The organism is Oscillibacter sp. MSJ-31 (genome assembly GCF_018918025.1).
Lineage (GTDB): Bacteria > Bacillota > Clostridia > Oscillospirales > Oscillospiraceae > Hominicoprocola.
This window is the reverse complement of the sequence record NZ_JAHLPT010000007.1, coordinates 63113-80447: the sequence shown is the minus strand read 5'-3', so window position 1 is coordinate 80447 and position 17335 is coordinate 63113. Positions and strand designations below refer to the sequence as shown.

General features: G+C 39.3%; 17 protein-coding genes. 9 read left to right on the top strand and 8 right to left on the bottom strand.

Features of this window, described 5'->3' with window-relative positions; all coding sequences use genetic code 11:
- Positions 1-66 precede the first annotated feature (66 nt).
- From KQI17_RS07080 to KQI17_RS07060, 5 genes are all read right to left on the bottom strand, one after another.
- Positions 67-798 carry a DUF4116 domain-containing protein gene (locus KQI17_RS07080; protein WP_216495493.1) on the bottom strand — a complete coding sequence of 244 codons (732 nt, stop codon included), beginning with the start codon at positions 796-798 and terminating at the stop codon, positions 67-69.
- Positions 795-1433 carry a DUF4116 domain-containing protein gene (locus KQI17_RS07075; protein ID WP_216495492.1) on the bottom strand — a complete coding sequence of 213 codons (639 nt, stop codon included), beginning with the start codon at positions 1431-1433 and terminating at the stop codon, positions 795-797. Before KQI17_RS07075 ends, KQI17_RS07080 begins: the two co-directional genes overlap by 4 nt.
- A 161-nt stretch (positions 1434-1594) precedes the next feature.
- Positions 1595-2905: a DUF4116 domain-containing protein gene (locus KQI17_RS07070; protein ID WP_216495491.1), complete on the bottom strand. Its 1311-nt coding sequence runs from the start codon at positions 2903-2905 to the stop codon at positions 1595-1597.
- A 125-nt stretch (positions 2906-3030) separates the two neighbouring features.
- On the bottom strand, positions 3031-3768 hold the full coding sequence (locus KQI17_RS07065) for a M73 family metallopeptidase (RefSeq protein ID WP_216495490.1): 738 nt from the start codon (positions 3766-3768) through the stop codon (positions 3031-3033).
- Between the two features lie 125 nt (positions 3769-3893).
- Positions 3894-4136: a hypothetical protein gene (locus KQI17_RS07060; protein ID WP_216495489.1), complete on the bottom strand. Its 243-nt coding sequence runs from the start codon at positions 4134-4136 to the stop codon at positions 3894-3896.
- Positions 4137-4303: 167 nt separating this feature from the next.
- Here KQI17_RS07060 and KQI17_RS07055 point away from each other — a divergent pair, with 167 nt between their 5' ends.
- Together KQI17_RS07055 and KQI17_RS07050 are read left to right on the top strand one after the other, a co-directional pair.
- Positions 4304-5293: a hypothetical protein gene (locus KQI17_RS07055; protein ID WP_216495488.1), complete on the top strand. Its 990-nt coding sequence runs from the start codon at positions 4304-4306 to the stop codon at positions 5291-5293.
- A gap of 277 nt (positions 5294-5570) precedes the next feature.
- On the top strand, positions 5571-7172 hold the full coding sequence (locus KQI17_RS07050; protein WP_216495487.1) for a hypothetical protein: 1602 nt from the start codon (positions 5571-5573) through the stop codon (positions 7170-7172).
- Positions 7173-7198: 26 nt separating this feature from the next.
- Here the strand turns inward: KQI17_RS07050 and KQI17_RS07045 are convergent, their stop codons facing one another.
- Entirely contained in the window at positions 7199-7960 is a 762-nt protein-coding gene (locus tag KQI17_RS07045; RefSeq protein ID WP_216495486.1) for a hypothetical protein, read from the bottom strand.
- Positions 7944-8669, bottom strand: a complete 726-nt coding sequence (locus KQI17_RS07040; protein ID WP_216495485.1) for a site-specific DNA-methyltransferase — start codon at positions 8667-8669, stop codon at positions 7944-7946. Before KQI17_RS07040 ends, KQI17_RS07045 begins: the two co-directional genes overlap by 17 nt.
- Before the next feature lie 513 nt (positions 8670-9182).
- Here KQI17_RS07040 and KQI17_RS07035 point away from each other — a divergent pair.
- The 3 genes from KQI17_RS07035 to KQI17_RS07025 all read left to right on the top strand — a co-directional run bounded on the left by KQI17_RS07035 (position 9183) and on the right by KQI17_RS07025 (position 10975).
- Positions 9183-9398, top strand: a complete 216-nt coding sequence (locus KQI17_RS07035; protein WP_216495484.1) for a hypothetical protein — start codon at positions 9183-9185, stop codon at positions 9396-9398.
- Positions 9399-10301: 903 nt separating this feature from the next.
- On the top strand, positions 10302-10652 hold the full coding sequence (locus KQI17_RS07030; RefSeq protein WP_216495483.1) for a hypothetical protein: 351 nt from the start codon (positions 10302-10304) through the stop codon (positions 10650-10652).
- 20 nt (positions 10653-10672) lie between these two features.
- Positions 10673-10975, top strand: coding sequence for a hypothetical protein (locus tag KQI17_RS07025; protein WP_216495482.1), 303 nt, complete (start codon positions 10673-10675; stop codon positions 10973-10975).
- A gap of 42 nt (positions 10976-11017) precedes the next feature.
- On the opposite strand, the gene KQI17_RS07020 is transcribed toward KQI17_RS07025, so the two are convergent.
- Positions 11018-11896 (bottom strand): DUF4116 domain-containing protein, encoded by an 879-nt coding sequence (locus KQI17_RS07020; RefSeq protein WP_216495481.1) that lies wholly within the window; start codon positions 11894-11896, stop codon positions 11018-11020.
- A gap of 750 nt (positions 11897-12646) precedes the next feature.
- Here KQI17_RS07020 and KQI17_RS07015 point away from each other — a divergent pair.
- From KQI17_RS07015 to KQI17_RS07000, 4 genes are all read left to right on the top strand, one after another.
- Positions 12647-13537 (top strand): CPBP family intramembrane glutamic endopeptidase, encoded by an 891-nt coding sequence (locus KQI17_RS07015; RefSeq protein WP_216495480.1) that lies wholly within the window; start codon positions 12647-12649, stop codon positions 13535-13537.
- Between the two features lie 83 nt (positions 13538-13620).
- Entirely contained in the window at positions 13621-16188 is a 2568-nt protein-coding gene (locus KQI17_RS07010) for a leucine-rich repeat domain-containing protein (protein ID WP_216495479.1), read from the top strand.
- A 114-nt stretch (positions 16189-16302) separates the two neighbouring features.
- Positions 16303-16839: a hypothetical protein gene (locus tag KQI17_RS07005; protein WP_216495478.1), complete on the top strand. Its 537-nt coding sequence runs from the start codon at positions 16303-16305 to the stop codon at positions 16837-16839.
- Positions 16840-16943: 104 nt separating this feature from the next.
- A complete protein-coding gene (locus tag KQI17_RS07000) occupies positions 16944-17132 on the top strand; it encodes a hypothetical protein (RefSeq protein WP_216495477.1) in 189 nt (62 codons plus the stop codon).
- Positions 17133-17335: the final 203 nt, after the last annotated feature.

Sequence of the window (17335 nt, the reverse complement as noted above, 5' to 3'; positions counted from 1 at the left end):
AAGACCTCCAGTATTGATTAATTAATCTATATTACATACTACGGTTTTCAGCGTTTGAATATCACATTATTGTGTTTGACGGGCATCCTTTCGCATTTGCCTGAACCGTGCGTCATCTTCGTCGTTCTTAGGAACTGTCCGTTCACTTTCTGCTTGTTTGATAAGTTCGTATTCGTCTGTATTGACCAGTTCATAGAATGGGACAACACCTTCTTCGACCATTCGATTGAAGACATCGCGTTTAAGGAAAGTCCTTTCACGAGAGCGAAGAGTAAAAGCATCCACTATTTCTGGGTTTGTAAGATACGCCTTTTTCATAAACTCATAATCGTGTTTTAGTTCAAAGTCGGCATAGCCAATGGCGTTCGGGTTTGTTTTGATAGCCAGAAGAATTAGCTGCTTGTTGTGCCGATGTTCAGCACAGCAGTCTTCTTCAAGAACTTCTATTGCCGTTCCGTCATTCTTTACCGCTTCCATCATTATAGATGTGTCTGCTTTCAGCCAATCGGAAGCATATTTAATAGCCCGTCCATCCTGCCTGACAGCCATGAGCACCACAAGCCTATTGCTACGCATAGTTTCTGAAGCATATTGAAGAGCAAGCCCCTTATTCTTGACAGCAGTAAGGACTACCGAAAGAGTATCCTTGACTTTCGGACCAGCATACCGAAGAGCGAGGCCGTTTTGTTCGACCGCCGCCATTGCGATATCTACATTATTGGCATAGGACCCAGCACATTCGATACTGTGCCAGTCCTTTTTTACACGCTCGAGGAATTCATCGTATTTATCATTCATACACAAACACCCCCATTTTTAATTTCAAGGTTTTCGAGTTCAGCATATTCGGGAAGAGAGAACCCGAACGGAAGATTGGCTTCTGTCTCTTCGTCATTCCCAAACACTTCATCCCAGCTTTTGCCCAGAGGAATATACTCATCTTTCTTATACCGGTTTTCAAGGATGGTCTTCTTCCACTTACAATAGGATGGAATGTGTCTTATCACAGCAGGGTTTAAACTGACCGCTATTTCTACATCATCTCTGTTTTTAAGGAAGTTATCAGAGGCATATTCCAGGGCATAGGGGAAAGTGATACAAGACATCCATATCATCTGGTCATCGTTAGAATACTGCCCCAGGCAGCGAATGACCGCACCGTTCCTTTTTACCGCTTCCATTACAATTTCCCTATCAGACAATATCTCAGGACCGGCATACTGTATGGCATACGGGTTCTGATAGATAGCAGTAAAGACGATATTTCTGACCCTACGCAATCTATTAGAAGCATATTTAAGGGACATTCCATTATTTTTGACAGCAGCCATTACCACTTCGGCATCATCTCTATATACTTCGTCCATTGTTCCAAGTTTCAGTCCATTTTTACTGACCGCTTTTACAGCATCATTTTTCTGTTTGAGTTCCATTACAGACACCCCCGATTGAGTTATTTATTAATTACTTTATATTATATTTTATTAATGGAAATCAAAAAATATAACTGTTTTTCTGAAAAAAATAGCAAAAAAAAGAGAGGGACAATCGTCCCTCTCTTTTGGTAGTTATTTGGCTATAGAAAATGTTAATATTACTGTTTTAGAACTTCTTTCAGGCGGTCGGAAGCGTATTCCAGAGCGTGTCCATCTCTTTTCATTGCTTCGGTGATAATATCTTCATCATCTTTCAGACGGTCAGAAATTGAATTCAAAAAATAACAATCGCAAAAATTCATTCGTTTAACCGCTTCCATTACCATATCGAAATCATCTCTCAGACGGTCGGAGGCATATTGAATACTGGGTGGGTTTTTCTTAATCAAATCGTAAATAAAATAATCATCGTCTGCGAGTTTTTTCCCGATGCATCGAGCCAATTCTGTATCCTTATCGATAGCTGCCATTACCACTTCTTTATCATTTCTCAATTTGGCAGAAGCATACTGGAAGGCATCAGCTTCTTCTCTAATAGCTGCCAACATGAATTCCTTGTCGTTTTTCAATCTGCTGGAAGCATCCCTTAAAGCGGTAAGGTCAGTCTTCATCGCTTCCAATACGATATCTTCATCATCGTAATATTTTTTTGGCATATCCCAGAGATTTTCGTGATTGGTTTCAACCAGTCCAAAAGCAAAATCTCTATCTTTAAGAAGTTCTTTCACATATTCATTAGAGAAAAATATCTTGCCTGGAAACGATTCGGAAATTTTCAGGAAGAAATCCTTATTGCCCCTAAACTTAGCAGGAATGAGGTCTATCATTCTATCATTAAAACCAGTTGCCTTGACCATAAAATCTTCGTCTTCCAGCAAAGACGCATCTATGCCATCTGGCACAAAATAAGGAACAATATCAAGGACAACATCTTTGTCTTTTAATAATTCGGGAGACATAAAAGATACAATTTTCTTTGCTATTGGGGTCCTGTCAGATATCTTTTCCCAATAACAGTTAGCACCACGGCGAGGAGTATTGAGCAAAAGTTTAACAAATGTGGCATCTCTTTTCAACTCATCGGAAGCGTATTCAAAAGCAGCCCCACCACTACTTTTTACAAGCCTTCTTATTAAGGACTTACTGTTGCGGTATTTTTTATCTACATAGGATAATGCTTCATAATTGTAATAAACTGCTTTTTCAATAAACTTTTTGTCATCCTGAAATTTGGAGTTGATACTGCCAGGTTCGGCAATTCTTTCAGGGTTATATTTTATTACATCAAGAGCCAAGCGTTCATCATCAAAGACTTTTTTTGCGAGGTCGGCATAATTTTCCCCTTCAAAAAATAAACGAAAGCCAAGATAGACGCTATAGGAACCAACATCACCATACTCAATATCGAAATCTTTTTTTGCTTTCCCCAAATAATCTCTCAAAAACCCTTTAAATTCATTTTTGTTCATATTTGCCAACCCTTTCTGTAAAATAGGTGGTATGCGTAGTTATTATAACCGACATTCCAGCGGAATACAAGGCATAAAAAGAAGAGGCCATTTCTGGTCTCTTCTTTCTTTAACTATGTTCCAAATTACTTGGCAGGAACGGCCTGGATGTCATTGCCAGCAAAGGTGTAGGATTCCTGAGCAACGATGTCCCAACCAGCCTGGGTATTACGATGCTGTTTGGCTTCGGCAAGGACATCAACAGTCAGAGTAGCACCCTGGAAGGCATTGCCGGAGGTTCCACGGAAGACGATAACATAATCGCCCTCGCTGGAAGTCTTAGCGGTAGTAGCATCAGTGCCGACATCCAACTCAGCGTCGGTGTAATCACCAAGGACGGACTTACCATCAAGGGTAATACCATCAATCTTATAGGTGATTTTCTTACCGTCAGCGGACAACTCACGATTAGCGGTTCCAGAACCAAGGGGCTTAGCACCAGCGTTGGCAACACAGCCCTTGTTCTCATCACAGGTAATGTCGTTTTTGGCATAAACCTCAAACTCGGCCTGGTCTTCAACTTCGGTCATAGCAACGCTGGAGGTAAGGATGATAGTCTCACGGACATCAACAGACTTGTTGCCTTCGTTGGAAACGGTGAAAGCAGCAGTTCTCTTATCACCAGGGTTCAGGATGTTCTTACCATCCTCATCGACCAAAGCGACATTGGAAGTAAGAGCGATATCTACAGTACCAGCCTTACCTTCTACCTGAGCGGTCTCACGGTCAGTAAAGTAAGCGAAAGAACTGAAGATAGCCGTACAGGCCATTGCGAGAACGAGGACGATAGCCAGTGTTCCCTTCTTGTTAGAATTCTTGGACATACTAAAATCAACTCCTATATAAAAATATTCAGATAGTCCTTTTCGGGACTTCTTAATATATACTACTGTTGAAGACGCAAAAATATAACTATTTTTTGAAAAATTTTTTGAAAAAATGTTTGAGCCTATTTTACATCGATAATACAGAAAGGCGAATTATATTCAATTCCTTCCGTTTCTAATGCCGCCTTCCATATAAGGCCATCAATGGCATCGTGGAATACCTGAAAAGCGATACGGGGGTTGGCCCAATACGCTTTCCTTATGAACCTGTAATCGTATTTCAGACTGTCCGCAACGGACATAAGATTGCTGGCATCGTCCTGTATCATCTTCAATGCCCTTTTCTCATCCTTTATGGGTCTCATCCCTATCACCTCACTTTTTAGGTAATTATTTCCTTGGTCCTATTTAACACTATGCCATAATAATAATTTTTATAACCGAAATCGGAAAAATTTTCTCTTTTTCAGTTATTTTTTATCGAGAAAAACAGTAAAATATATAGAACACTAATAAACAGGAGGTGTGTCAGATGATAGAAAAAGAAGATATCCTTGCCCTGAAGAACAGAGAAGATATGAAAAGATATCTGTCTATCGTTGGGCAGTTCTATAATTTCAGCCCTGAAAACTGCCTGTTAATAAAGAGGCAGAACCCCAGAGCCACACAATTATTGGAAGAAAAAGCGTGGGAAAAGCATTTCAACCGAAGACCCAGAAACGACGAGAAACCAATAACCCTGATAATACCGGCAAAAGAGGATGACGAACTTAAATACAGGGAAATACATTGCTTTGACATCGAACAGACAGACGGACAGCCCCTATACCTGATGAGGTCAGGGGAACGGAATATCCCCACTGTCCTGTTTTCAGCTATTCGGGAAATTTGCGAATACAGCATCATAAGAGCAGGAGCCGACGAAGACGAATTGATTAAATACGGCGAAACAGGGTATTTTAACGAATGGAAAAATGCCATTGTCATCAAGAAAGGCCTTTCGATAGACAGGGAAAACATCATACTGTTAAGGGAACTTATCCGTTCCAGAGATAACTATTCAGAGTTCGAGACCCAGGCCATTACTTACGCAGCAGCGGAAAAATTGGGACTGAACAGCAGCCTTGTATCTCTTACGAGTCTGGTCAGCATTAAAGATGAGAATGAGATGAGGAATACCATAGGTGCTATTCAAGCAGGAATATATACTCTCTTCCTGGACCTGCTGCCAGCCCTGTATTCCAAGGCGGCAAGGCATACTGATGAAGAGGATGCCGAATACGCGGTCCCATTTGGCATAGAGGAAGTGGAATTACTGAACTACTTCTTTAAGAAGCCAGACAAAGAATACTTTTTAAATGTATTGAAAGACCTACAGAATAATACAGAGGAATTGGGCATATCAAAGACTATCGACGGACTGATAGAGAGAATAATGTCTATGGGCCAAGACGAGATAAAGAGACTGTATCAGGAAAGAATAGGCTATAAACTAATGGAAAATATGATTAGGAACAGATGAGGCAGGGCTTTTGGCCCTGCCATTTTAATAAATTTTATTGAAAATTTGCTTTATAATATCCATTTAGTAGTTGATGAAGGTATTATTCAAAATATGGGTAGAAATAAGTAAATCAAGGTTGTATTTAGTGCTTAATAGGTGTATTTGGCTCTTGCAGGGGTTAAATATGCCTATTTTTTATGCTTACCTTCACCTGCAAAGGCTTAGAGTCCGTTTAATGGGACAGGTCATATTCTATAATAAAAGTACAAAAGAAAAGTACAAAGGAGAATAGAATATGGCAAAAAAAATTACTACTTCTGATTTACAGAAGAAACTTAATTCTCTTTCTTTAAGTGAAATATTGACTATGCTGAATGCCTATTCTGTGGCTACTGGCATTGATATAGACTCTGCTAAAAATAAACTCATCACTGATGACCTCCAGAACAGATTGATTGCTAATGGTATCAATTCCTGCTGTCCTGCTTGTGGTAGTATCTCCGTTGTCGGTTATGGCAGTAATGGCAATATCAAACGTTTCAAGTGTAAAGACTGTGGCAAAACCTTTACTCTCTTTACTGGCACTATCTTAGAGAAGACTAAATACCATTGGGATATTTGGGTTAAGGTCGTTGAATTGACTCTTAATAACATCCCTATGGAACATATACAGGAAATTCTAGTTAAAGACTTCGGCTTGACTGGTCTTAACTACAAGACTGTATTCCTGTGGAGACATAAAATCATTCATTCTCTGGCTAAGATTCCTATGCCTAAACTTAGTGGTATCGTTCAGATTGATGAAACCTTCTTCCGTGAAAGTCAAAAGGGCAGTCGAAACCTAACTTCTACCATTAAGAGTGAAGACAGAAAACCTCGTTATGGTAGAAGACCTTCCAAATATGGTGTTATGGGTAATGAATTTGCTAATGTGGTCGTGGCTACTGATTTGAAGGGCTATTGTGTATTTCATGTTGTTGGGCTTGGTAAATTGACCGTAGAAACCTTTACTGACCTGTTTGATAGTTATCTTGATAACCCTTCCTATATTTGTAGTGATGGTAATACCGTCTATAAAGACTACTGCTCCGTTAAAGATATTCCCCTGTATGTGAAGCCGTCTAACTACTTAACCACTATTCAAAAGGCTGGTTATGAAACTCCTGACTGGTCTAATCCTGCTACTGCTAAGATTACCGAAGAAAACAACACCAAAATCCTTACTAAACTGTATAATGAACGTCTTATTGATTATATTGTCAATCGTGAAGACCTTACCTATAAGGAATTCTTTGGTATCAAGAATGCTAATAGTCTGTCTCTGGCAAGGGTCAATCAGTTCCATAGTGAGTTAAAACGTTATATTGAGTATAACAGCAAGAGTGTATCAACTAAGTATCTGGCTGATTATGTTGGATTCTACACTTTCATTAGAAACTGGAAGGTTAATAATGGTCATTATCCTAGTAGCCGTAAAGATGCTGAGGCTATTCTTATTGACATTTTGAAGGGCAAGACTACTTACACCACTACTGACATTAAAGGGGCTGTTATAGCCTTTCCTATGGCTTCTGACAAGTATATGGCTATGCTTAAAGCTAAGACTGCTGAAATGAGAAAGCTGACTGGCAATCCTTATTTCAAGTATGACGAAGAAGACCGTGTTATCAGCTTTGAGAAGAAGGAGTACCTTTTGAACCTTCCTAACTACAAATTGGAAAAGTTGTGTAGCAAGTATAAGATTCCTCATAAGTGGGCTAGGTATAGCAAGGTTAGTGAGTTATTGAAACAACCTACTATTGGTGATGATATTCTTCTTCTGATTAGTGAAGACAGGCACTATAGCATTAGTGAAGAAGACCTACAAGCAATCAACGACAGGGGTTATGCCTGTTAAAACCGAAAGAGAGCCAAGAGTATTCGTTACTCCTGGCTCTCTATATTTTCACTGTCTGTATCTTCTTTGATAAAGTCTTTTGAGATTGTCTTATTAAACTCTTTTGGGTCATACCAATAACAGCCTTTACAGATAAGGTCATCCTCATCACCATATATCCAACCTTCCTTATATCCTAATCTTTTAGCATCGTATCTTTTCTTGTTTTGAATACAATTCTTGCAATGCTGTCGTTTAGCATCATTAACTGATTTATGTAGTGGCTGGAAATCATCTAATCTTTGAGTTTTTGTATCTGCAACTCTTTCATCATCATATCTGCCGTTTTTGTGGTCTACTTCAATTTGTGTGGATGTATCTAAAACGGCACACCTTCGTTTTCTTATAGTATCATAGATGTCCTTATTGATACTTCTTGCTCCTTTAAGACTATTTTCAAAGCCAACTAATTGGATACTGTATGCTTTGTTGCCTTTCCTTTTTCTGTCTATAACATATTTTTTGCCGATTGGCCCTTCGTGTGACCTTGCCCATTGATTTCCGTTAGTTGGTCTAAAATGTACATTGATTTTACACAAATCGTCCATAAGAACAACAGGAGAAATTCCTTCGTCTTCATTCTCCCAGCCAATAGTATCTATATATGCTAAAAACAATAATGCTAATGTTGAATTTTCAAGTTTATCTTTTTGATGTGATGTCTTTATAAATTCAAAAACATCAGAAGCTTTTTCTTTTTGTAGCATTTGCTCAATCTTTTTACTTAATTCTTCACTTGTCATCTCCATCCTTCATCACCCCTATATCTATAAGTCTTTTTATTGATTTGTCGTAGTATTCTTTGGATAATTCACATCCCTTGAAGTTTCTTTCTTGGTTTGAAGCAGCAACAGCAGTTGTTCCACTTCCAGAGAAACAATCAAGAACGACATCATCTTTCTTAGAATGTTTAAGTATCAACTCTTCGATTAGTGCCAAAGGTTTTTGTGTAGGATGAAATCTGCCCTTGTCGTGACAGATAGGGTATCTATAAACCCCATTATCGTATTCTGAGTTAAAAATAGGTTTTCCACCCTTAACACCAACTACTGCTATCTCTCTAGAATTAGTAAGATAGTTAGTTTTGCTATTTAGTGGCACTGGATTTGTCTTAATCCATTCAATAAAACGTATTTGCTTAAATTTTGCCTGTTCAAAATACTCTTTAAGAGTGGTCAATTTCCAAAGGTCATAGAAACAAATCATTGTTCCACCTTTTTTGAGAACTCGATAGCATTCTTTGATTACTATATCTAGTCCAGTAAATCCATTATCCCAATCTCCAAAATCCATGCTCACCCTAAATCTATCCGTATCTTTACCAGTAGCTTCACCCGATTGGAAGTTTGTTTCACGGCTTACCTCGTATGGTGGGTCAATCAACACCAAATCAACAGAGTTGGATTCTAGTAGTTTTAAGTATTCAAAACAGTCCATATGTCTTAAATCAATTTGCATCTGTATAACCTCCTAAACATTCTTCTAAATGTTATAAATAGAAGGTTTGAGTTATAAATTTTGAGTGCTTTAGACACCGAAAAACAGAAAGGGGCAGTCCTCAACAAAAAGGACTGTCCCTGATTACTTGTATATTAGATTAACTCAAATCCCTCACTGATATTATACCGTTCAAGGTGTTGCTTTGATTATGACTTTGGTGGGTGGTCTGCCGTTTGCAGTACTCTATACCTATCTCTATAGAAGAAGTTTTATCAAAAAATACTTAACCCAAATACAAAAGACCTGTCGTGATGACAGGTCTTTGCTTAATTTTAAGGGGAAAAATGGAGATTTTCTCGGTCAAGGTTTTAGCCTATTTTGAAGGTTTGAAAGGATAAAGCCTTAGATACCAAGGTATTCGGGCATCAACTGATTATTGGATATTATAAAATTTGCTGATTTTTGGTTATAATTTTTTAATTATCATCATAGTATATATTATAAATCTACATATAGGAGGTATGATTAACAATGATTAATCGTATGAAAATTGCCCTTTCAGGTGAGCAAGGCGGTCCTTCCGTCGAAACAATTATCGGTATTGCCGTTGCTATCATAATGGGCGTTGCCCTTATCGCTTTCGGGAAAATGGTGGTGAATAAGACGAACCAGGCCAGCAACACAATCAATACCCTTGAGACCGCAGGAAGCCTTTCGAGCAATACTGTCGCACCGGCCACGCCGTAATCTGACAAGAGCATAGAAGAAGAGGACTTCGGTTCTCTTCTTTTTTGTGTCTTTTTTGGGGTAGAACAAGTTTTTTGAAAATTGATGGAATATTTTTTAAAATTTCGCATACATTAATAAATTATTATTTTATATATTAATGATAGCTTAAACCCCTTATATACTAATGTATGTTTAGGGGTATTTCTATTAAGGATAGTGTGAGTGTAGAATATACCTTATAGTCTAAAGGTATGTATAGGGTATATTTTCTATTTAGGGAATTGATTTTTTGAAAAATTTTCAGCATAGAAATTAGCACAAAAAATATGATACTCTCATTTATTTGAGACTGATTTTAATTTTCGACAGGATAAGCCAATTTTCGATAGACGCACAGGAGCACCCTGGCGGGTGCGAGTCGAATGGAATTAAAATATACGAACAAGATAAAATTGAACGCAAAAGATGAATGGAAACATTAATACGCGAAACGAATCATTTACCGAAAACGAAGAAAAAGCACACGCACAGAAGATGAATAGCATTAAGCAGAAAGACGAACAGTAAAAATTGAATGGAAATAGGAAAAATGAATGTCATTGAACGCAAAAAACGAACAGAATGGAATTAGACGCAAAAGAGGATGAATGGAATAGAAATGTTGCGAAACGAGTCAGTCTGGCAAGATGAAGCGAAATGGGATGGATGGATGGACTGGACTGGATGGGATGAGCGGAATGGAAGAGAATGCTGCGAAATGGGTTGGTTCGGTGAGGACCGGTAGAGCAAAAAAATATACAAAAAAGTTATATTTTTTACTGAAAAACAGTTATATTTCAGTGATTAGAAAAGTAAAATATAGTAGAGATACACGAAAGGGGTAATGAGAAAAATACTTTTTATATTTGGGGGATAAAACAAATGAAAAACTTATACAAAATTTATGATGCCTACGACGAAAACAATCTGTGCCTTGATTACCTGGAGGATGAGGAAGCAGCGAAAGTTGATACCGCAAAACTTGTATCCGATGATGAGGTAGATGACATACAACACTACTGCGACTATGCCGCAAAGGAACAGTATAGCGGCTACGGCGACGATGACGAAGATGACGAATACCGCGATTTCTACATCGACGATGGGACCAGGCAGGACAGACAATCATTTATCGAATTACTGACCAGGTTCTACAGGAACCTTGGCTACCCGAGAATAAATGCCTACATAACCGAAGATGCCTTCGATTTTCTTGTTGGCTGCTATGCGTAAAGCAAAGGGGGTGAAAACGAATGCTGAAAAACATTATCCTGATACTTGTAGCAATAGCCCCTATATTTGTTGCTACCGTCTTTGATTTTAAACCAGAACTGTTAGACGGGAAGAGTGATACTTTCTGCCGCTGGCTTATAACAATACTGAGAGCGTGGTTCTTCCCCTGCTATCTGGTCATAGGCATAGCACGGGGGGACTTTATCGGTGCCGCACCAATATTCCTGCTTATATGGATAGCAACAACGGCACTCTGGATATATAGTGCCTGGATAGACGGAAAACGCTTCGTTGAGAAGAGAAATCAAAAAGGGGAAAAATAAATACAAAATAATAAGACCAGGTAGAAATTACCTGGTCTTCTCTTATTTCTCAAGGTCCTTATCATCCCTGGACTGTGTATTTAATTTGCTATTGTGTTCCTGGGAAGCCTTTTCTGCCTTGCCAAGCACGGAAGAAAGAGAGGGCTTCTTCTCTTCTGTTAGTTCTCTATGTATTTTGGTAATGCTTTCCTTTACGAATGTAGAAGAGAAATCGTATTGCCTGTTAAATATATTGGGGTTTGCCATATATGCTTCTTTGATAAAATCATAATCGTTTTTCAGACGGTCTGAAGCAAATTCTAAGTTATAGCAGTTTTGCTTAACTGCTGCCAGAACTATTTCTTTGTCATCTTTTAAACGGTCAGAGGCATATTCAAGCCAGAAATTTCTATCACAATATGCTGCCGCTCTGACCACATCTTCATTATCTTTTAGACGGTCAGAAACATACTCAAAAATACTTTTGCGGTTTTTGAGTAATTCACACACAAAGTCCTTATCGTCCCTTAATTTGTCGCTGGCATACTCAAAAGCCTCTGAACCCTGAAAGTTCGGATTATCGATAGCTGCCATTACCACTTCTTTATCGTCTTTCGGTCTATCGCTTGCCCACTTCAAAGTCTCTGGCATATTAGGATTGTCGCACCCAAACTCTTTACGACCAACCGCTTCCATTACCACATCCTTATCATCTCTCAATGCCTTGCTGGCCCAATGAAGATTTTTGGGGCTATATTCAAGACTTTTCATCACAAGCCCTTTGTCGTTTTTAAGGACAGTATCAAGGTCTCTGACAGAATATAGCCCTGTGCGAAGGCAACTCTCTAATGTCTGCCTATCAAACATTTGAGTTTTTACCCCATTTTTATCTGAATATATGGCCTTATATGAATTTTCATTTTCTTTAATTATTTTCATCATATTAAAACACCTCACATAAAAAAATATTTATTTTGGTTTATATTATATATTACTGCTATAATTTAATTATTATAACAAAAAAGCGTTTGACCAGGGGTATTGAAGTATGACGGTATTCTTTCAGCCAACGAATAGTGTGGCAAATAGAGTCGAACCCAAAAAGGAAGATATGAACCCATTCCGCATTCGATTCATCCACTAAAAAAATATTTTCAAAAATTTTTTGAAAAAACGGTTATATTTTTTGTCCAAGCGGCATAGTATATAATGTGTTTGGCGATAGCAAGCCAGCCACCCCCTCCATAAAATATAAAAAGGCGAAAGGACCACCTGGCAAATTCGGGTGGTCTTTTCGTATATTTTTTTGCCCCATTTATATATTAATTAATTATGAACTTTTTAAAAAATCAGGCCAAAACAAGTTATATTTTTATATTTTAATTAATATATTATATTAGAAGAGATGAGAAACGGAAAACCGTTTATCTTCCAATATTCTATGTGTGAGGTGAAAACCTATGGCAGAGTTGATGATGATGCTTACATATGTTCAGAATGTGCTTTCGCAGAAATGGAATGAGATTTGGTGTTCTATCGCAAGCACACTACCTGGCGATTATACCTATGAAATTTACTTTATGGTCATTCCGCTTATTGTGTGTATAACACTGTTCTATCTTATTTCAAAAGGGCTTTACCGCTTGTTCGGTATAGATGAAAGTCCCCGAAGATACAGGAGGTATTATTAAGATGAAGAAGTTTTTAAAGACTTATACGAAGGCAACACTTTGGTTGGGTGTGTTCCTGTTCGTTGAGTTCCTTTCCCTTATTGGTGTGATTTGGTTCAGTATTTATCACATCCCTGGCTTTGCGTCCTATTTTCTGTCTGTGCTTGAACCCATAATGGACTATGCCAATGCCGGTCAGTATATTGACTACGCTTCCGAATTGGGAAGAGGGTATATGTCTATGATGAGCAGCTTATCACAGTATGCCCTTGTGGTATCTCTTGTGCCTATGCTTCTTATTCTTCTCTGTTCCGCGTTCATAACAAAGAGAAAGAACGGGTCAAAGATGCCCATTCAAAATACATCCTATACCCTGGAAATTATCGCATTCGGGCTGTTCCTGAACATGACGATTTCATTCCTGATGAATATACTGATGCCTATTCTTCCTGAAGCGTGGGTATCGTCCCTGTCAAGTTCCACGGGAATAGCGACCAGCGGAAATCTATGGTTTGCGGTTCTGTCTTGCGGCATAGCGGGTCCTATCATCGAAGAAATTTGCTTCCGTTATGGACTGATGAGGACATTCAAAACCGTGTATCCCAGAGGTGCTATCTACATCCAGGCCATATTGTTCGGTCTGGCCCACGGGAATATCATCCAGGGCGTATATACCTTTATTCTTGGTATGGCCTTTGGTTATGTGTATGAGAAGAGCAATTACAATCTGATGAATTCCATTCTTCTACACTGTGTCATCAATACATCTTCGGTATTAATTGCGGGTCTGGGTATGAGTGAGTATCTGGTTCTCTGTTCTCTGGCATTTAGTTTTATGGCTATTCATTATGTATGGCTGAAGAGGTTCCCTGCCTACAAAAAACAATGTGAAATTATAATTGCCGAACAATAATTTTTTCGTGAAATACGGTTATAATTTGAGTAAAACAACAGTATATTTTAATATAAATCTTTATAAGGAGGAATGATTTTCGTATGAATAAGTCAAAAATCAAAAGACCTATTTCTATCGTCCTTATTCTTGCGATGATTGCGTCTCTGATGTATTCCACCTTTTCTATGTTGGCATTCTTCACCGACAGGGAAGAGATACAGACCAGCGGCGACGCAGGAACCGTGATGATAGGACTAAGCAAAAACGGCATCAAATTAACGGATGCCCAAGGCAAAGACATTATGAACCCAGGCGATAAGAGAGACATTACCTACACGATTTCTTCTCTTGGAAACAAGAGCATCGATGTAAGAGAGACCATTGTTCTTACCGTCTACGACAAAGATGGACAACCCCTTAATCTGTCTGACACACAATCAGAGTTTGAGATTTACGACGCAGCAGATGTGGAAGAGGTAGAGGGCCAGGGCTGGATGCCGAAAGCGGACAAGCAGCCTTTGGACATCAAGAGTCTGAAAGACAATGTTATTACCTATGTTCGTCCTGATTTTGTTCTCTCTGGAGGCGGAGACGGTGAAAGAGAGATAGAAACAGACGAGAGCGGCGAGATACCTACCACGAAGGACAGGGCCTATGCCCTTATCTTCAAGGCAGCATCGGGCAATAAGTTCCAACTTGCGATGTTGAAAATGGATGTTATTGTCGAAGCGAAGCAGCATAGGAATACGGCTGGCGGCTGGGACTTGATGGTTAAGACATCTACTGAATTGAGCAATGGCAATACCATTGACACTGTTCTTTCCAAAAATGAAGGCAGTAAAGGTCCTGACTACACGATATCTAACGGTGAAAAGGAAATGGACAAGGGAACCGCTGACGATATCTTTGAGTGGACCGAGAACGAGGATGGGACCATTACCATTAGCGGTCTGACTGGAACTGGAGTATTACAGGACAAAATAGATATTCCTTCCAAGATAGACGGTAAGGATGTATCTAATGTTGATTTGGACAAAATCAAGGACCAGAACCCCAAAGCTGATATTGACATTCCAAAAGATACCGTTGATAAGATACTTAACAATGGGAAAGCTGACAAAACCTTGAGCAATATCGTCAACGAGAAACTTACAAACGAGGTTTGGGAATATACCCTTACTTCAAACACCGAGTCTGGTGAGCAGTTTATCACTTTGAACGGACTTACCGAGTATGGCAAGAACCTTTCGAGCATCACGACCCCTGCTTCTATCGACGGTGTTCCCGTAAAATTTTATACGGCAACTAATCGCGTGGTCGCCGATAATGTAAGAAAAATAACTATTACCAAAAATATTGAAAAGGTCGGCGAATCGTCATTTGCATCAGCCTTCTTCCCTAATCTTAATGAAGTTGAAATGCGGACCGGAGACGATGTGGTATTTAATGGCTACTACGGTCCGTTCACCGAATATAAAGGCACTACCATTAAATACACGAATTCAAGCCTTACAAAGCTTCCCGCAAAAGCATTTTATGGTGCTACAAAGATGACTACCTATTCCTACCCGGAGACCGTTAAAGAGATTGGAGACTATGCATTCGCAAATTGCGTTTCTCTTACAAGCATTGATTTGACGGGTATTGAAAGTATTGGTGCTTCAGCATTTGAAAGCTGCAGAGGCCTTACAGCAATTACGATTCCTGATACTGTGAAGAGTATTGGTGCTTCAGCATTTGAAAGCTGCACTGGTATAACCGACACAATAATTGTCCCTGAAAGCGTTAAGAGCATCGGACAATATGTATTCTCCGGAATTACAGCACCCGTTGAAATGCGGACCGGAGACGATGTGGTATTTAATGGCTACTACGGTCCGTTCACCGAATATAAAGGCACTACCATTAAATACACGAATTCAAGCCTTACAAAGCTTCCCGCAAAAGCATTTTATGGTGCCACCAAGATGACTACCTATTCTTATCCGAGAACCGTTAAAGAGATTGGAGACTATGCATTCGCTGGCTGCAAATTGACATCGCTTGTAATACTTGAAAATGTCGAAAAGCTGGGTTCGAATATAATAGATAGTTCTACAATAGATACAGTCCAGGTTCAAAGCAAAAATATTACACTTACAAATAATACCTGGCTGAGAGCAAATAAGCTTACAACTCTTGACTATTCCAACCCTGAATTGACGAGTGTTCCCGCATACGCATTTGCCAATCTTACGAACATTGAAAGCATTACCATTGATGACAGATTTACAGAAATCGGCAACTATGCATTCTCTGGTGCAACCAGGTTGAACAAAATTGATGGAGCCGCGAATATTAAAGTAATCGGAGCCAATGCCTTCTATGGCTGCAGCGGCTTCACCGGCGAGTTTGTTATTCCCGAGAAGACGGAGATTATAAAGGAATCCGCATTCTCCAGAATGTCAAATATAACAAAGATAGTGCTTCCCGAGACCGTCAAGGAAATCGGAGACAGAGCATTCAGCTGGATGAATTCTCTGACCGAAATCAACATTCCCAACGGAGTGGAGACCGTCGGCAACACCATACTGCAGGGTTCCAAAGTGGCGACCATACACTATTCCGGTTCTCTTGACCTGACAGTGAAGAACCTTGGTGCTCCTACATCCGCTCAGATAGTCGATTGATAAACAGAAACAGAGGAAGGAAAATCTTCCTCTGTTTTTTCTAAAAAATGGTTATAAGTTGGAAATAAAAACAGTATATTTAAGTATAAAACTTTTTTGGAGGTGATTTATTTAATGAAAATGTTTCAAAGATTTTCATTGATGATTTTGTCTTTGTTTCTGGTATTGACAATGACAATATCTCTTACCAATTCTTTCGGGTATATGGTGGATAGGGATGAGGCGGAAACGGTAGTTCTAATGGTGAATGATGAGTTCCCCGTTGCTGAAGAGGAATTACAACTGCTGGCCCCTGAACAAATCATTGACCCAGACCAGATATATGGCATCGACCAGGATACCAATATTGTAGAGCCGACTGGCGAGGACGCAGCAGAAGACAAGACGAAGCAGGATGAGTCCCTGCCGACCGATGAGGCAGCAGAACCAGAGGAACCGAGCAAGACAGAAGATACGGAACCAGTTGAGAACGAGCAGAGAGAACCAGCAGAGGCCCCAACCAATGATGAGGATGAGGCAGCGGAAGGGGACGAGTCAGAAATAGCAGAAGATGAGACGCAGGATGCCACGGTATCATCAAGCGAGACTGTAGAGGTAGGGCACGAAGAGAATCCCGAAATTTCAGCGACTATCTCAGAGCCAGGAGAATAAGAAAATAGACCGTTCTATTCGGAACGGTCTATTTTTATGGTTATATTTTTGGCAAAAAATCAATATTATATAGTATCCAATAATTACAGCAGGAGGTATGCCAGATGAACACGCTTGGAATTAAAATCGGCTTGCTTTACATTATCGGCATTATCCTGGTAATGTTAGGCATAACCTTGTTATACATAGCGAGGTATGTGGAAGAGAAGGCAAAGAACCGCCTTACAAGGAAGATAGGGTATATATCTATATGCGTAGGACTCGCATTTCTTCTTATTCCCGTTCCAGCATAGAGCATAAAACAGTTATATTGTTATAGTGTAATGTGTAGGATATAATATCCATTCCATTTTTTCTTGCCTTTTAATTCTTGCCATTTTTGGAAATTGGGCCATCGGGTATTTGCCTGGTGGCCCAATTCTTTATATGCCCAGAAAAAGTCTTTGCTTTCCGGTCCTGCGGATAGTATAATAGTTCTGATACAGTATTTTGACGA

Excerpts from the sequence above, each read along its gene's own strand:
- KQI17_RS07080 (WP_216495493.1), bottom strand. The coding sequence starts at position 798 with ATGAATGATAAATACGATGAATTCCTCGAGCGTGTAAAAAAGGACTGG.
- KQI17_RS07075 (WP_216495492.1), bottom strand. The coding sequence starts at position 1,433 with ATGGAACTCAAACAGAAAAATGATGCTGTAAAAGCGGTCAGTAAAAAT.
- KQI17_RS07070 (WP_216495491.1), bottom strand. The coding sequence starts at position 2,905 with ATGAACAAAAATGAATTTAAAGGGTTTTTGAGAGATTATTTGGGGAAA.
- KQI17_RS07065 (WP_216495490.1), bottom strand. The coding sequence starts at position 3,768 with ATGTCCAAGAATTCTAACAAGAAGGGAACACTGGCTATCGTCCTCGTT.
- KQI17_RS07060 (WP_216495489.1), bottom strand. The coding sequence starts at position 4,136 with ATGAGACCCATAAAGGATGAGAAAAGGGCATTGAAGATGATACAGGAC.
- KQI17_RS07055 (WP_216495488.1), top strand. The coding sequence starts at position 4,304 with ATGATAGAAAAAGAAGATATCCTTGCCCTGAAGAACAGAGAAGATATG.
- KQI17_RS07050 (WP_216495487.1), top strand. The coding sequence starts at position 5,571 with ATGGCAAAAAAAATTACTACTTCTGATTTACAGAAGAAACTTAATTCT.
- KQI17_RS07045 (WP_216495486.1), bottom strand. The coding sequence starts at position 7,960 with ATGGAGATGACAAGTGAAGAATTAAGTAAAAAGATTGAGCAAATGCTA.
- KQI17_RS07040 (WP_216495485.1), bottom strand. The coding sequence starts at position 8,669 with ATGCAAATTGATTTAAGACATATGGACTGTTTTGAATACTTAAAACTA.
- KQI17_RS07035 (WP_216495484.1), top strand. The coding sequence starts at position 9,183 with ATGATTAATCGTATGAAAATTGCCCTTTCAGGTGAGCAAGGCGGTCCT.
- KQI17_RS07030 (WP_216495483.1), top strand. The coding sequence starts at position 10,302 with ATGAAAAACTTATACAAAATTTATGATGCCTACGACGAAAACAATCTG.
- KQI17_RS07025 (WP_216495482.1), top strand. The coding sequence starts at position 10,673 with ATGCTGAAAAACATTATCCTGATACTTGTAGCAATAGCCCCTATATTT.
- KQI17_RS07020 (WP_216495481.1), bottom strand. The coding sequence starts at position 11,896 with ATGATGAAAATAATTAAAGAAAATGAAAATTCATATAAGGCCATATAT.
- KQI17_RS07015 (WP_216495480.1), top strand. The coding sequence starts at position 12,647 with ATGAAGAAGTTTTTAAAGACTTATACGAAGGCAACACTTTGGTTGGGT.
- KQI17_RS07010 (WP_216495479.1), top strand. The coding sequence starts at position 13,621 with ATGAATAAGTCAAAAATCAAAAGACCTATTTCTATCGTCCTTATTCTT.
- KQI17_RS07005 (WP_216495478.1), top strand. The coding sequence starts at position 16,303 with ATGAAAATGTTTCAAAGATTTTCATTGATGATTTTGTCTTTGTTTCTG.
- KQI17_RS07000 (WP_216495477.1), top strand. The coding sequence starts at position 16,944 with ATGAACACGCTTGGAATTAAAATCGGCTTGCTTTACATTATCGGCATT.